This is a genomic window from Variovorax glucosi (assembly GCF_051216695.1).
In the GTDB taxonomy this organism is placed as follows: domain Bacteria; phylum Pseudomonadota; class Gammaproteobacteria; order Burkholderiales; family Burkholderiaceae_C; genus Variovorax.
The window spans coordinates 96,477-110,298 of sequence record NZ_JBPJZE010000003.1 but is presented as its reverse complement, the minus strand read 5'-3'; the positions used below and the strand labels follow the sequence as shown (position 1 = coordinate 110,298).

Here is a 13,822-nt window from a genome sequence, read left to right as displayed (position 1 = left end):
CATCGCAGACCGACCTTGGCTAGCCAGCTATCCGGAAGGCGTTCCGGCCGATGTCGACGGTTCCAGGTACACATCGCTCGCCGCGCTGATGGACGAGAGCTTCGAGAGATTCGCGGATCGCCCTGCCTACAGCTTTCTTGGAAAAGACGTCGGCTATGCCGAAGTCGGCCGCCGGAGCCGCGAATTCGGCGCCTATCTGCAGGGGCTGGGCCTGGTCAAGGGCGACCGCGTCGCAGTGATGATGCCGAACTGTCCGCAGTACCCGATGGCGGTCGCGGCCATCCTGCGGGCCGGGCTGATCGTGGTCAACGTCAATCCGCTCTACACCCCGCGCGAACTGGAGCACCAGTTGCAGGACAGCGGCGCGAAGACCATCGTCATCATGGAGAACTTCGCCGCCACGCTGCAACACTGCCTGTCGTCGACGCCGGTGAAGCACATCGTGCTCGGCGCGATGGGCGATCGGCTGGGCGCGCTGAAGGGCGCAGTCGTCAACTACGTGGTGCGGAACGTCAAGAAACTGGTGCCAGCGTACGAGCTGCCCGGCGCGGTGCGCTTCAACGCGGCGTTGAAGCAAGGCGAGGCTTTGCTCGCGTCGAATTCTGCGAAACCGGTGCAGATCGGCCCCGACGACGTCGCCGTGCTGCAGTACACCGGCGGCACGACAGGCGTCGCCAAGGGGGCCGTGCTGCTGCACCGCAACGTCGTGGCGAACGTCTTGCAGTCCGAGGCCTGGAACGAACCCGCCATGCGGCAGATTCCTGCCGGCGAGCAACCTGCCAGCGTCTGCGCGCTGCCGCTGTATCACATCTTCGCTTTCACGGTGAACATGATGCTGTCGCTCAAGACCGGTGGCAAATCGATCCTGATCCCGAACCCGCGCGACCTCTCCGGAACGCTGAAAGAGCTGTCGAAGCACACTTTCCACAGCTTTCCGGCGGTCAATACGCTTTTCAACGGCCTGGCGAACCATCCTGATTTCGACACCGTCGACTGGAAGAATCTGAAGGTTTCGGTCGGCGGTGGCATGGCGGTACAGGCGGCGGTCGCCAAACTCTGGCTTGCGAAAACCGGTTGTCCGATCTGCGAAGGCTATGGCCTCTCGGAGACCTCGCCGTCGGTCAGCTGCAACCCGACCGACAGCAAGGCCTACACCGGCACCATCGGCCTGCCGCTGCCCGGTACCCGGATGACGCTGCTCGACGACGATGGCCAACCGGTGCCGCCCGGCCAGTCCGGAGAAATCGCCATCAAGGGGCCGCAAGTGATGGCCGGCTACTGGCAGCGCCCCGACGAGACTGCGAAAGTCATGACGGCCGACGGCTGGTTCAAGTCCGGCGACATCGGTGTGGTCGACGAGCGGGGCTACTTCAAGATCGTCGACCGCAAGAAGGACATGATCCTGGTGTCCGGCTTCAACGTGTATCCGAACGAGATCGAGGAAGTCGTCGCGCTGGTTCCGGGCGTGCTCGAATGCGCGGCGGTCGGCATGCCCGACGACAAGACGGGCGAAGCGGTCAAGGTCGTGATCGTTCGGAAAGACCCGTCTCTCACCGAGCAGCAGGTGCGCGACTTCTGCCGCGAGAACCTGACCGGCTACAAGCGGCCGAAGGTGATTGAATTCCGCAACGACATGCCCAAGACCCCGGTCGGCAAGATCCTGCGGCGCGAATTGCGCGACGCGAAGAAGTGACTCCTGCCGGCGCTGCTCCGATCGCCATCGTTTCGGCGATGCATGAAGAAATAGCCGCCGTGCTTGAGCTCATGCCCGACGAGCGCAGGGTCGTGGTTGCCGGTCGCGAGTTCTGGCAGGGGCATCTGCACGGGCATGACGTCGTAGCGGTGCTGGCGCGCATCGGCAAGGTGGCTGCCGCCACGACGGCGACCGTGCTGGCGACGCGCTTCGGCGTCGACCGCGTCGTCTTCACCGGCGTGGCTGGCGGGCTCGGTCGGGACGTACGGGTTGGCGACGTGGTGGTGGGCAGCGAATACCTGCAGCACGACATGGATGCAATGCCGCTTTTTCCTCGCCACGAAGTGCCCTTGTACGGGCGCAGCCGTTTTGCAGCCGATGCCGGCTTGGCCGCAGCGCTGGTCGACGCGGCGCGCGAGGCCATGCCGCAGGCGGGCGTGCATCGCGGATTGCTGATCAGCGGCGACCGCTTCGTCTCCACCACCGCCGAGGCCCGCGCGTTGCAGGCCGAACTGCCCGACGCACTAGCCGTGGAAATGGAAGGCGCCGCCTTCGCCCAGGTCTGCCACGACTTCGGCATTCCGTTCGCCGCCGTACGCACCATTTCCGACCGTGCCGACGACGCCGCCCACGGCGATTTCCTGGATTTCATCCGAACGGTAGCCAGCCCCAGCTCAGCCGCGATAGTCAACGCGTTACTGCGCCGCCTGCCACTGGACTGAGCGAGCCTATTTGAGCCATCCACGGCGGCGGAAATAAAGCATCGGTCCCAGCGCGCTCGCCACCATTAGCGCAATCGCACACATGTAGCCGTACTCCCATTCCAGCTCCGGCATGAACTTGAAATTCATCCCGTAGACGCTCGCGATCAGCGTCGGCGGCAGCAGCGCGACGCTGGCCACCGAGAAGATCTTGATGGTCTTGTTCTGGTTGATGTTGATGAAACCGACGGTCGCATCCATCAGGAAGTTGATCTTGTCGAACAGGAAAGCCGTGTGGTTGTCGAGCGATTCGATGTCGCGCAGGATCTGTCGCGCTTCCTCGAACTGATCGGCATTCAGCATGCGGCTGCGCATCATGAAGCTCACCGCGCGGCGCGTGTCCATCACGTTGCGGCGGATGCGGCTGTTCAGGTCTTCCTCGCGGGCGATGGCGCCGAGCACTTCGCCGGCCAGCTCGTCGCTCACATTGCCTTCGAGCACCTTCTTGCCGGCCCGCTCGAGTTCTTCGTAGATGTTCTCGAGTGTGTCGGCGGAATATTCGGCGTCGGCGTCGAAAAGCTTGAGCAGGACTTCCTTCGCATCCTCGATCAGACCCGGTGCCCGGCGCGCGCGCATGCGCAGCAGACGGAACACCGGCACGTCCTCGTCGTGGATCGAGAACAGGACGCCGCGGCTGCGCAACTCCTCGTTGTGCTGGTTCAGTATGAAAGCGACGCGCACCGAGCGCGGGTCGTCTTCGTCGTCGATCAGAAAGTCGCTGCGGATGTGCAGTTCGCCGTTGTCTTCCTCGTAAAAACGCGCGGACTCCTCAATGTCCTCGTCCATCGCGTCTTCGGGAATCGACAGGCCGTAGTACTGCTTGATCCAGCGCTTTTCCTCGACCGTCGGCGATTCGAGGTCGACCCAGATCGGCTGGAACTGCGAAAGCTCTTCGAGCGCCTCGATCTCTTCCTGGACCAGACGTCCGTTGGCGAGCGTGAAGATGTTGAGCATGTGGGCTCACTCCCGTGAAAAACTGACGCGATGGCCATGAAAATGGCAAGAGGGCGAAGGATGGTGGCGCTTTCAACACCTCCGCCGACGACGGTCAGACGGGCATTGAAAGCTGCCAAGACGGACAGGTTTCCACGCAGGAATCTCCGGTTGCAGCGACCCGCGATTATGGCACTCCACCCTGTGACAGCTCTGCGTCGGACTGGACGGATATACAGTAGAGTCGGGTCTCCATGCAGACCGTCGAACCCCTCGTTTCAAACGATCAGACCACGCGGCTGGTAGCTGCGCTCGCCGGTCTTAACGACGAGCAGCGTGCGGCGGTCGAACACGGCGTCGGTGTGGCGGCGGCGGGCGAGCCGGTCGACACGCGGCCGCTGCTGGTCATCGCCGGCGCCGGCTCCGGCAAGACCAGCACCCTTGCGCACCGCGTCGCGTACCTGATCGCGCGCGGCGCCGATCCGCAGCGCATCCTGCTGCTGACGTTTTCGCGCCGCGCCGCGCAGGAGATGGAACGCCGCGCCGGCCAGGTCGCAGCGCGCGTGCTCGATTTGCGCTCCGACGCCGCGCCGTCGCTCCCTTGGGCCGGCACTTTCCATGGCATCGGCGCACGCTTGCTGCGCGAGTACGCGGCGCAGATTGGCCTGAAAGAAAACTTCACCATCCACGACCGTGGCGACGCGGAAGACCTGATGGGCATGGTGCGGCACGACATCGGTCTGTCGGGCACCACGCGCCGCTTTCCGCAGAAAGGCACGTGTCTGTCGATCTATTCGCGCGTGGTCAATACCTGCGCGCCGCTGGCCGATGTGCTCAAGCATTCGTTTCCGTGGTGTGCCGAATGGGCGAAGGAGCTGAAGCGGCTGTTCGGCGCGTACGTCGAGGCCAAGCAGCAGCAGAACGTGCTCGACTACGACGACCTGCTGCTGTACTGGGCCGGCATGGTGGCCGAGCCGGCGCTTGCCGCGCAGGTCGGCGATCGCTTCGACCATGTGCTGGTCGACGAATACCAGGACACCAACCGGCTTCAGGCTTCGATCCTGACGGCGATGAAGCCGGATGGCCGCGGGCTGACCGTGGTCGGCGACGACGCACAGTCGATCTACTCGTTTCGCGGCGCCACGGTTCGCAACATCCTCGACTTTCCCGAGCAGTTCGTGCGGCCGACGCCCGGAGGCCCGGCGTCTGTCGGGACGCGCATCGTCACGCTGGAGCGCAATTACCGATCGACGCAACCGATCCTCGATGTGTCGAACGCGGTCATCGCCGCCGCGACCGAGCGCCATGCCAAAACGCTCTGGACCGACAAGCCGTCCGCCGGTCGGCCCCAGCTGGTGCTTGTTCCCGACGAGGCGCAACAGGCGCAATGGGTTGCGGACAAGGTGCTCGAACATCGTGAAGGCGGCCTGGCGCTGAAGTCGCAGGCGGTGTTGTTTCGCACGTCGTATCACAGCGCCGCACTGGAGCTCGAACTGGCGCGACGCAACATTCCTTTCGTGAAATACGGCGGTCTCAAATTCCTGGAAGCGGCTCACGTCAAGGATCTGCTGGCCGTGCTGCGTTTTGCCGAGAACCCCCGCGGTCGAATGGCCGGATTTCGCGTCACGCAGCTGATCCCCGGTATCGGACCGGCGACGGCCACGCGGCTGCTGGACGCGATGGACGTGGCCGCCGATCCGGCAGCCGCCGTGGCATCTTTCGTACCGCCGACATCGGCCCACGTCGAATGGGCTCGCTTCGCCGACATCTACGCTTCCCTGCGCACGCCGGGGCTGGCCTGGCCGGCAGACATGGAGCTGGCTTTGCGCTGGTATCTGCCGCATCTGGAGCGGCTGCACGACGACGCCGGTGTGCGACGCGGCGATGTCGAGCAACTCGCGCGTCTGGCGACGGGCTACGGTTCGCGGGAGCGCTTTCTGACCGAACTCACGCTCGACCCTCCCGAGGCGACCAGCGATCGCGCCGGCCCTCCGCTGCTCGACGAGGACTATCTGATCCTGTCGACCATCCATTCCTCGAAAGGCCAGGAATGGACTTCGGTGCACGTGCTCAACGTGGTCGACGGCTGCCTGCCTGCCGATGTGGCTCAGGGCGCGCAGGAGCTGGAGGAAGAGCGGCGGCTGTTGTATGTCGCGATGACCCGTGCGCGCGACCATCTGCATGTGCTGGTGCCGCAGCGCTTCTACGTCACGCAACAGGCAGCACGTGGCGACCGGCACGTTTACGCAGGCCGAAGCCGCTTCATCACGGAGGCGGACGCAGCCCGTTTCGAGCATGTCACCTGGCCGCCGCCTCCCGTGCGTGCGCCCAGCGTGCCCGCGCCAGCGGCGACCATCGATCTTCTGAGCCGGATGCGCGCCAACTGGCGTTGAAAGTACCGTGCTCGACCGGCTTCGACGGTCGTTCGTCCCTCCGATCGAGAGGGTCGAAACGTGATGTTGTTGACAGTGGTCTTTCGTATTAAAGGCCGTCGCGATCGTTGCCTCTCGTGGGGTTGCTGCTATGGAATGGATAGCTGTTTGCATCTGCAAAAAACTGAACATTCATTTCGTTTTCATTCCCTGCCCTTGTCCGGTTGCAATACGGTGACAGCTTGTGCATAGTTATTCCATCGCACCGGCAAAAGCCTTTCTATCTTTTTCTATCCGCCCTTCTATCACTTTCCCCAAGCCGACTGCGACCCCGCCCGGGGAAGCGGTCTTTTCCCAACCGTCAATTCCAGGAGGTCATTTATGAATTTGACGATCAGCGGCCATCACCTCGATGTTTCCCCCGCCCTGCGCAGTTACGTCACCACCAAGTTGGACCGGATCACACGCCACTTCGACCAGGTCGTCGATGTGAAGGTGATCCTCACGGTGGAAAAGCAAAAGGAAAAGGAAGGCCGACAAAAGGCCGAATGCAACATTCACGTCAAGGGAAGCGATCTGTTCGCGGAATCGAGCCACGCTGATCTATATGCTGCTGTCGATGATCTCGTCGACAAGCTGGACCGTCAGGTCGTCCGCCACAAGGATCGACTGCAGGATCACCACCACGCGGCGCCCAAGCGCCTGATGTGAGCAACTCGTAAACCCCATTCGGGCAAACACCCTTGCGGGCCACCTTCGTGTGGCCCTTTGCTTTTTGCCGCGCGGGTGCATAATCGCCCCCGTCCCGCCCTCACCATGAATCGCCTCGCGTCCATCCTGCCTCCCGCTCAAGTTCTCGTGAGCGTCGATGCCACGAGCAAAAAACGTGCTTTCGAAGAAGCAGGTCTGTTGTTCGAGAATCTGCACGGCCTGGGTCGGGCATTGATCACAGACAGTCTTTTCGCTCGAGAGCGCCTCGGCTCGACAGGGCTCGGTCACGGTGTCGCGATTCCTCATGGCCGCATCAAGGGCATGAAGGCACCAATGGCTGCCGTTTTTCAGCTGGCCGATCCGATCGGTTTCGATGCGCCGGACGAGCAGCCGGTCGTGTTGCTGATCTTTCTTCTGGTGCCTGAAGCGGCGACGCAGAAGCATCTCGAAATCCTCTCCGAAATCGCCGAACTGCTCAGCGACGCCGCCTTGCGCGAGCAGATCAAGTCGAGCACCGACGCCGCGGCGCTGCATGCCCTGATTGCCGGCTGGCAATCGGCGCAGGTGGCCTGAACATCCACTTTTCCCAGCGCGAATGAAGCCGACGGTGATCAGCGCCGACGCGATGTTCGAGGAATTCCGCAGTTCGCTCCGCTGGGAGTGGCTTGCGGGCTTGGGCGCGTCCGAGCGGCAGTTCGATGTCGAGGTCATCAGCCGGGCGCAGTCCGCGGCCGATCTGGTCGGCTATCTCAACTACATCCACCCGTATCGGGTGCAAATCCTCGGCGCGCGTGAAGTCGCCTACCTTTCGCGCGGCACGCCGGAAGACTGCGCCCGCCGCATCGCGCGCATCGTGACGCTGGAACCGCCGATGCTGGTGCTGGCCGATGGTCAGGCCGCGCCCGACGAATTGCTGGCGATCTGCGAGCGCGCGCAACTGCCGCTGTTCGCGACGCGCGAAGGCTCTGCCTTCGTGATCGATCTGCTGCGCGCCTACCTGTCCAAGCATTTCGCCGAGCGCACGTCGATGCACGGCGTCTTCATGGACATCCTGGGGCTGGGCGTGATGATCACCGGCGAATCGGGACTCGGAAAAAGCGAACTCGGACTGGAACTGATCTCGCGCGGCAACGGCCTGGTCGCGGACGACGCGGTCGACCTGTTCCGCATCAACCAGAACACCATCGAGGGCCGCTGTCCCGAGCTCCTGCAGAACCTGCTGGAAGTGCGCGGTATCGGCCTGCTGGACATCCGGGCGATCTTCGGCGAGACGGCGGTGCGCCGGAAGATGCGGCTCAAGCTGATCGTGCACCTGGTGCGTCGCGACAGCTTCGAGCGCGACTACGAGCGCATGCCCGCAGCGCCTCTGACGCAGGACGTACTGGGTATTCCGGTGCGCAAGGTGATCATCCAGGTGGTCGCAGGACGAAATATCGCAGTGCTGGTCGAGGCGGCGGTGCGCAACTCGATCCTCCAGCTGCGCGGAATCGACACCTATGCCGACTTCGTGGCGCGTCACCACAAGGCAATGGACAGCGGCTCGCCGGACTAGTGTCCAGACTGATGCCGGCCAGGAGAGGTTGCCGGCGCGCCCGATCAGGCGCTCAGCGCCGGCTCGCGCATTCGCCGCACAGGCCGTACAACGACATCGCGTGATCCTGCATGATCCAGCCCTTGTCCTTGGCGATCATCTGCTGGCGGCGTTCGATTTCCGCATCGTAGAACTCCTCGACCTTGCCGCACGAGGTGCAGATCAGGTGGTCGTGGTGCGTACCTTCGTTGAGCTCGTAGACCGCCTTTCCGCTTTCGAAATGGCTGCGCTCGAGGATGCCTGCCTGTTCGAACTGCGTGAGAACACGGTAGACGGTGGCCAGGCCGATGTCTGAGCGCTCGTTCAGGAGAACGCGGAAGACGTCTTCGGCGGTCATGTGGCGCTGGGTTCCGGTCTGGAAGATCTCGAGGATCTTCAGACGCGGCAATGTGGCCTTGAGGCCGGTGTTTTTGAGTTCGTCGATATTGCCCATGGGTCTTTTCCTGCGCCTGCCGTGCAGGCAGGGCCTCGGGGGGCCAGCCGCTACAATGGTTTGATCATATCGCTACCCTCTTTCCCTATGTTTGCCATACACCGAAGCCGCCTGTGGTTGCTTGTCGCCGCTGTCGGCGCCACGCTTTTCGTGGGTGGCTGCAGCAGCGTCACCGAGCGCACGCGCGGCGCCCTTGACGCCGTCACGCCCTACAAAGTCGAAATCGTCCAGGGCAATTTCGTGTCCAGGGAGCAGGTCGACATGCTCAAGGCCGGCCAGTCGAAGCAGCAGGTACGCGAGCTGCTCGGCACTTCGCTGCTGACCGATGTCTTCCACGCCGATCGCTGGGACTATGTCTTCACCATCCGCCGCCAGGGTGTCGAGCCGCAGCAGCGCCGCCTGACGTTGTTCTTCAAGGGCGAACTGCTCGAGCGTTTCCAGGGCGACGAAATGCCCAGCGAACAGGAATTCGTCGCCCGCCTCGATGCGCGCAAGCACACCGGCAAGGTGCCGCTGCTGCAGGCATCGCCGGAGCAGCTCGACAAGGTCGCGCCGGCAAAAGACGCCAAGGCCGGCGTTGCGCCCGCACCGCTCGCGCCGCTGCCGCCGAGCTATCCGCCGCTCGAATCCAAGTGATGACGACGCAACCGCTCCACCGCGTCGCCGTCGCGGGCGCCTCCGGTCGCATGGGCCGCATGCTGATCGAGGCGATCCACAACGCCGAAGACTGCACGCTGGCCGGTGCCCTGGACCGAGCCGAAAACGACGCGCTGGGGACCGATGCCGCAGCCTTTCTCGGTGCGGCGAGCGGCGTACAGATCGTTTTGGACCTGCGCGCGGGCCTGAAAGACGCGCAGGTACTGATCGACTTCACCCGTCCTGAAGGCACGATGGCGCATCTGGCGGTATGCCGAGAGCTGGGCGTGAAGGTCGTCATTGGCACCACGGGCTTCAGCGATGCGCAGAAGGCCGAAATCGCCGGATTCGCCAAGGACATCGCCATCGTCATGGCGCCGAACATGAGCGTCGGCGTCAACGTGACGTTCAAGCTGCTTGAAATGGCGGCCAAGGCGCTGTCGACCGGCTACGACATCGAAATCATCGAGGCGCATCACCGCCACAAGGTCGATGCGCCTTCCGGCACCGCGCTGAAGATGGGCGAAGTCATCGCTGACGCGCTGGGCCGCGACCTCAAGGATTGCGCCGTCTACGCGCGCGAGGGCGTCACCGGCGAGCGCGATCCGTCGTCGATCGGCTTCGCGACGATCCGTGGCGGCGACATCGTCGGCGACCACACCGTGCTTTTCGCGGGCACCGGCGAGCGCATCGAGATCACGCACAAATCGTCCAGCCGTGCCACCTACGCGCAGGGAAGCCTGCGTGCCGCGCGTTTCCTGGCGACACAGGAATCGGGGCTATTCGACATGTTCGACGTGCTGGGTTTGCAAGACCTCGCATGAGCTTCCTGCAGTTGCTGGCCCAGGGCGACGGCGTGAGTCGCGCGGTGGCGGCATTGCTGCTGGCGATGTCGGTGGCGAGCTGGGTCGTCATTCTCTGGAAAGCATGGCTTTTGCGCGGCGGCACGCGCAGCGTCCTGCGCAGCATTGCGGCGTTCTGGCAGTCGCCGACGCTGGCTGATGCGGAGCTCAGCGTTCGGGCCTTCGATCGTACGCAGCTGGTTGGTCCTGCGGTGGCAGCGCTTCAGCGGCTTGTGGCGAAATCGCATGGTGTGGGGTCTGGCGCATCGACTGCGCCGGCCACGCTCGACAGCGCCGGAGATCGCAGCCAGCAGCTGACGCGCGTGCTGCGCGATGCGTTGCACTCGGCGCTTCGACGCTTGCAGGCCGGTCAGATTCTTCTCGCCACAGTCGGCGCTACCGCTCCCTTCGTCGGCCTGCTCGGCACGGTCTGGGGCATCCACGGCGCGCTTGCCGGCATCGCCGGTGCAGGACAGATTGGCGGTTTCACGATAGACAAAGTAGCCGGCCCGGTTGGCGAGGCGCTGGTGATGACGGCGCTGGGTCTGGCGGTGGCGATTCCGGCGGTGCTCGCCTACAACGTGTTCGGTCGCGTGATCGGGCGCATCGAGGCGGAACTCGAAGGCTTCGCGCACGACCTGCTGGGCGTTTTCGGCGGCACCGGCACCGGCGACGCATCGCAAGAGTCGCGGCTGCCGCCCGCACGCGCGATGCCGGTCTAGGCCATGGCATTCGGCCGTACGTCCCTCGGTTCAGGCGCCGGCGCCACTGGCGGACGTTCGACCGGTTCCGGTGGCCAGCGTCCGATGTCGGACATCAACGTGACGCCGCTGGTCGACGTGATGCTGGTGCTGGTGGTGATCTTCATCGTCACCGCGCCGCTGATGGCGAGCGCGATCCGCCTCGACCTGCCGCGTACAGATGCCGGCAAGTCGGCTGAAATACCGAAGTTCGTGAGTCTGGCGATCGATGCCGACGGAAAGCTCTTCGTCGACGGCCAGCCGCTGTCCGAAGCCGACCTGCCATCGCGCCTCGTCGCAGTTGCCTCAGCCAGCCGCGAAACCGAAATCCAGCTCCGCGCCGACCGAACCGTACCCTACGGCAAAGTCGTCGAACTCATGGGCATCGCCAACAAGGCAGGCCTCAGCCGCATCGGCTTCGTGACCGAAGCCCCGCCCGCAGCACCCGCCAAGTAACCGACGGCCCCTTCGCGAGACACCGCGGAACGGGCTTTGCCCGGCCGCTGGTGTTGCCCCCGGGACGGGGGTTGGCGCTGCCACACGAATTGGGCAAGCCTGGGGGTCAGCTCAACATGACGGGTTTCGTTTTCCAGATCTGGTGCGCGTACTCCGCGATCGTCCGGTCCGACGAGAAAGCGCCCATGCCCGCCACGTTCAGGATCGCCTTGTGCGTCCAGGCATCGGCATCGCGGTACAGCGTGTCGACCCTGGCCTGCGTCTCGACATAGCTCGCGAAATCGGCCAGCAGCAGGTACTGGTCGCCCCAGTTCACCAGCGTGTCGAAGATTCCCTGGTAGCGCGCCGGCTCGCCTGGCGAGAACATGCCGTCGCGGATGGCGTCGAGCACGCCTTGCAATTCCGGATTCGAGTCGTAGTAGTGGCGCGGCTGGTAGCCCTTGGCTCGGATCTCCGCGACTTCGGGCGTCGTGTTGCCGAAGATGAAGATGTTGTCGTCGCCGACGTTGTCCTTCATCTCGACATTGGCGCCGTCAAGCGTGCCGATGGTGAGTGCGCCGTTGAGCGCGAACTTCATGTTGCCGGTGCCCGACGCCTCGGTGCCGGCAGTGGAGATCTGCTCTGACAGGTCGGCTGCCGGCATGATGATTTCCGCCAGGCTAACGCTGTAGTTCGGCAAAAACACGACCTTCAGCAGCTTGCCGACGCGCGGATCGGCATTGATCACGGTCGCCACGTCGTTGATGAGCCGGATCACCAGTTTTGCCGCGTGATACGCCGACGCCGCCTTGCCTGCGAACACCACCACCCGCGGCACCAGGTCGATCGGCTTGCCGGCATCGTGCGCGGCGATGATCTTCTGGTAGCGCGACACCACGTGCAGCACGTTCATCAGCTGGCGCTTGTATTCGTGGATGCGCTTGACCTGCACGTCGAACATGGCGTCGGTGTCGACGACGATGTTCATGTTCTGCTCGATCCAGTTGGCCAGCCGCAGCTTGTTCTCGCGCTTGGCATGGCGGAAAGCGCGCACGAACGGCGCCTGCGTCGCCATCGGCCGCAGCGCTTCGAGCTGCGTCAGGTCGCGCCGCCAGCCGCGCCCGATGCGGTGGTCGAGCAGCGCGGCGAGCGGTGGATTGGCCTGCGCCAGCCAGCGGCGTGGCGTGACGCCGTTGGTCTTGTTGTTGAAGCGCTCCGGGAAGATCTTGAAGAAATCCGCAAAGATCGACTGCGTCATCAGCTCCGAATGCAGGCCCGAGACGCCGTTGATCGAATGGCTCGCCAGGACTGCGACATAAGCCATGCGCACGCGACGCTCGCCGGTTTCGTCGACCAGCGACAGGCGACGCAGCAGTTCGACGTCGTTGCCGAGTTTCTCGGTCACAGAACTCAGGAAGCGCGAGTTCATGTCATAGACGATCTGCAGATGGCGCGGCAGGATGCGGCTCATCATCTCGACCGGCCAGGTTTCCAGCGCCTCGTGCATCAGCGTGTGGTTGGTGTAGCTGAACACCTTCTGCGTGTGCGCCCAGGCGGTGTCCCAGTCCAGGCCGTGCTCGTCGAGCAGCAGTCGCATCATTTCCGGCACGGCCAGGACCGGGTGCGTGTCGTTCAGGTGGATGCTGACGCGGTCGGGCAGGTTGTCGAAGGTGTCGTGCGTGCGCAGGTAGCGGCGCAGCAGATCCTGCACGCTGGCGCTGACGAAGAAGTATTCCTGGTGCAGGCGCAGTTCGCGGCCGGACGGCGTGGAGTCGTCCGGGTAGAGCACGCGCGAAACATTCTCCGAATGGTTCTTGCTCTCGACCGCCTGCATGTAGTTGCCGCGGTTGAAGGCCGACAGGTCGATTTCCTCGGTCGCGCGGGCGGACCACAGGCGCAGCGTGTTGGTCGCCTGCGTTCCGTAGCCGGGGATGATGGTGTCGTAGGCCATCGCGAGCACGTCGTGGGTGTCGACCCAGTCGGCGGCGCCGTACGGCGGCTGCTTGCCGTCGCGCGAGGTCTCGCGGCGCTGCACGTGGCCGCCGAAGCGCACGCGGTAGGTCACTTCGGGCCGCTGGAACTCCCACGGATTGCCGCGCGTGAGCCAGTAATCGGGCGTCTCGACCTGCTGGCCGTCGACGATCTTCTGGCGGAACATGCCGTACTCATAGCGGATGCCGTAGCCGAAACCCGGCACGCCGAGCGTCGCCATCGAGTCGAGAAAACAGGCCGCGAGTCGACCGAGGCCGCCGTTGCCCAGCGCCGCGTCGGGCTCGCGTTCGCCTAGCTGCGCGATGTCGACGCCGAAGTCGGCCAGCGCCTGCTTGACGGTGTCGTGCATGTCCAGCGCGAGCAGAGCGTTGGTGAAGGTCCGGCCGATGAGGAATTCCATCGACATGTAATAGACACGCTTCAGGTCCTGCTTGTAGCTGGCCCGCGTGGTCGCCATCCAGCGCTCGACCAGCTGATCGCGCACCGCCATCGAGGTGGCGTTCAGCCAGTCGTCGGGACTGGCCGCGACCGGGTCCTTGCCGACGGCGTAGATGAGCTTGTTCGCCACGGCGCGCTTGAAGGCGGCAACGTCACGGTCGGGATGGTCGTAGGCAAAGTCTTCGATCGTCATGGGCGTGATGGCTCGTTAGGGGAAGAAAATCTGATTGAAAAGAAATCTCGTC

Annotated in this window: 13 protein-coding genes; 10 read left to right on the top strand and 3 right to left on the bottom strand. The window is 64.1% G+C overall.

Annotated features, from left to right (window positions below):
• Nucleotide 1: 1 nt before the first annotated feature.
• Entirely contained in the window at nt 2-1,693 is a 1,692-nt protein-coding gene (locus ACSFA3_RS15260) for a long-chain-fatty-acid--CoA ligase (protein WP_435506907.1), read from the top strand.
• Nucleotides 1,690-2,415, top strand: coding sequence for a 5'-methylthioadenosine/adenosylhomocysteine nucleosidase (locus ACSFA3_RS15255; RefSeq protein WP_435506331.1), 726 nt, complete (start codon nt 1,690-1,692; stop codon nt 2,413-2,415). Before ACSFA3_RS15260 ends, ACSFA3_RS15255 begins: the two co-directional genes overlap by 4 nt.
• A gap of 6 nt (nt 2,416-2,421) precedes the next feature.
• Here ACSFA3_RS15255 and corA read toward each other — a convergent pair whose 3' ends face one another.
• Nucleotides 2,422-3,408, bottom strand: a complete 987-nt coding sequence (gene corA / locus ACSFA3_RS15250) for a magnesium/cobalt transporter CorA (protein ID WP_435506330.1) — start codon at nt 3,406-3,408, stop codon at nt 2,422-2,424.
• A gap of 233 nt (nt 3,409-3,641) precedes the next feature.
• Here corA and ACSFA3_RS15245 point away from each other — a divergent pair, with 233 nt between their 5' ends.
• The 4 genes from ACSFA3_RS15245 to hprK all read left to right on the top strand — a co-directional run bounded on the left by ACSFA3_RS15245 (nt 3,642) and on the right by hprK (nt 8,022).
• Nucleotides 3,642-5,780 carry an ATP-dependent helicase gene (locus ACSFA3_RS15245; RefSeq protein WP_435506329.1) on the top strand — a complete coding sequence of 713 codons (2,139 nt, stop codon included), beginning with the start codon at nt 3,642-3,644 and terminating at the stop codon, nt 5,778-5,780.
• A gap of 360 nt (nt 5,781-6,140) precedes the next feature.
• On the top strand, nt 6,141-6,470 hold the full coding sequence (gene hpf / locus ACSFA3_RS15240) for a ribosome hibernation-promoting factor, HPF/YfiA family (protein WP_435506328.1): 330 nt from the start codon (nt 6,141-6,143) through the stop codon (nt 6,468-6,470).
• Between the two features lie 105 nt (nt 6,471-6,575).
• Nucleotides 6,576-7,043: a PTS sugar transporter subunit IIA gene (locus tag ACSFA3_RS15235; protein WP_435506327.1), complete on the top strand. Its 468-nt coding sequence runs from the start codon at nt 6,576-6,578 to the stop codon at nt 7,041-7,043.
• A gap of 22 nt (nt 7,044-7,065) precedes the next feature.
• Nucleotides 7,066-8,022 (top strand): HPr(Ser) kinase/phosphatase, encoded by a 957-nt coding sequence (gene hprK, locus ACSFA3_RS15230; RefSeq protein WP_435506326.1) that lies wholly within the window; start codon nt 7,066-7,068, stop codon nt 8,020-8,022.
• 52 nt (nt 8,023-8,074) lie between these two features.
• Here the strand turns inward: hprK and fur are convergent, their stop codons facing one another.
• On the bottom strand, nt 8,075-8,494 hold the full coding sequence (fur, locus tag ACSFA3_RS15225) for a ferric iron uptake transcriptional regulator (protein WP_435506325.1): 420 nt from the start codon (nt 8,492-8,494) through the stop codon (nt 8,075-8,077).
• Nucleotides 8,495-8,581: 87 nt separating this feature from the next.
• Here fur and ACSFA3_RS15220 point away from each other — a divergent pair, with 87 nt between their 5' ends.
• Genes ACSFA3_RS15220 through ACSFA3_RS15205 form a run of 4 tightly spaced genes read left to right on the top strand, consistent with a single transcriptional unit; the run spans nt 8,582 to nt 11,168 of the window.
• A complete protein-coding gene (locus tag ACSFA3_RS15220) occupies nt 8,582-9,130 on the top strand; it encodes an outer membrane protein assembly factor BamE (RefSeq protein ID WP_435506324.1) in 549 nt (182 codons plus the stop codon).
• Nucleotides 9,130-9,954 (top strand): 4-hydroxy-tetrahydrodipicolinate reductase, encoded by an 825-nt coding sequence (gene dapB / locus ACSFA3_RS15215; RefSeq protein ID WP_435506323.1) that lies wholly within the window; start codon nt 9,130-9,132, stop codon nt 9,952-9,954. The genes ACSFA3_RS15220 and dapB overlap by 1 nt, the downstream gene beginning before the upstream one ends.
• Nucleotides 9,951-10,694 carry a MotA/TolQ/ExbB proton channel family protein gene (locus ACSFA3_RS15210; protein WP_435506322.1) on the top strand — a complete coding sequence of 248 codons (744 nt, stop codon included), beginning with the start codon at nt 9,951-9,953 and terminating at the stop codon, nt 10,692-10,694. Before dapB ends, ACSFA3_RS15210 begins: the two co-directional genes overlap by 4 nt.
• Before the next feature lie 3 nt (nt 10,695-10,697).
• Nucleotides 10,698-11,168: an ExbD/TolR family protein gene (locus tag ACSFA3_RS15205; RefSeq protein WP_435506321.1), complete on the top strand. Its 471-nt coding sequence runs from the start codon at nt 10,698-10,700 to the stop codon at nt 11,166-11,168.
• A 106-nt stretch (nt 11,169-11,274) separates the two neighbouring features.
• Here ACSFA3_RS15205 and ACSFA3_RS15200 read toward each other — a convergent pair whose 3' ends face one another.
• The gene (locus ACSFA3_RS15200) at nt 11,275-13,770 is read right to left on the bottom strand and encodes a glycogen/starch/alpha-glucan phosphorylase (RefSeq protein ID WP_435506320.1); all 2,496 of its coding nucleotides are present in this window, start codon (nt 13,768-13,770) and stop codon (nt 11,275-11,277) included.
• Between the last annotated feature and the right edge of the window lie 52 nt (nt 13,771-13,822).

Excerpts from the sequence above, each read along its gene's own strand:
- hpf (WP_435506328.1), top strand. The coding sequence starts at position 6,141 with ATGAATTTGACGATCAGCGGCCATCACCTCGATGTTTCCCCCGCCCTG.
- dapB (WP_435506323.1), top strand. The coding sequence starts at position 9,130 with ATGACGACGCAACCGCTCCACCGCGTCGCCGTCGCGGGCGCCTCCGGT.
- corA (WP_435506330.1), bottom strand. The coding sequence starts at position 3,408 with ATGCTCAACATCTTCACGCTCGCCAACGGACGTCTGGTCCAGGAAGAG.
- ACSFA3_RS15220 (WP_435506324.1), top strand. The coding sequence starts at position 8,582 with ATGTTTGCCATACACCGAAGCCGCCTGTGGTTGCTTGTCGCCGCTGTC.
- ACSFA3_RS15210 (WP_435506322.1), top strand. The coding sequence starts at position 9,951 with ATGAGCTTCCTGCAGTTGCTGGCCCAGGGCGACGGCGTGAGTCGCGCG.
- ACSFA3_RS15245 (WP_435506329.1), top strand. The coding sequence starts at position 3,642 with ATGCAGACCGTCGAACCCCTCGTTTCAAACGATCAGACCACGCGGCTG.
- hprK (WP_435506326.1), top strand. The coding sequence starts at position 7,066 with ATGAAGCCGACGGTGATCAGCGCCGACGCGATGTTCGAGGAATTCCGC.
- ACSFA3_RS15200 (WP_435506320.1), bottom strand. The coding sequence starts at position 13,770 with ATGACGATCGAAGACTTTGCCTACGACCATCCCGACCGTGACGTTGCC.
- ACSFA3_RS15205 (WP_435506321.1), top strand. The coding sequence starts at position 10,698 with ATGGCATTCGGCCGTACGTCCCTCGGTTCAGGCGCCGGCGCCACTGGC.
- fur (WP_435506325.1), bottom strand. The coding sequence starts at position 8,494 with ATGGGCAATATCGACGAACTCAAAAACACCGGCCTCAAGGCCACATTG.
- ACSFA3_RS15235 (WP_435506327.1), top strand. The coding sequence starts at position 6,576 with ATGAATCGCCTCGCGTCCATCCTGCCTCCCGCTCAAGTTCTCGTGAGC.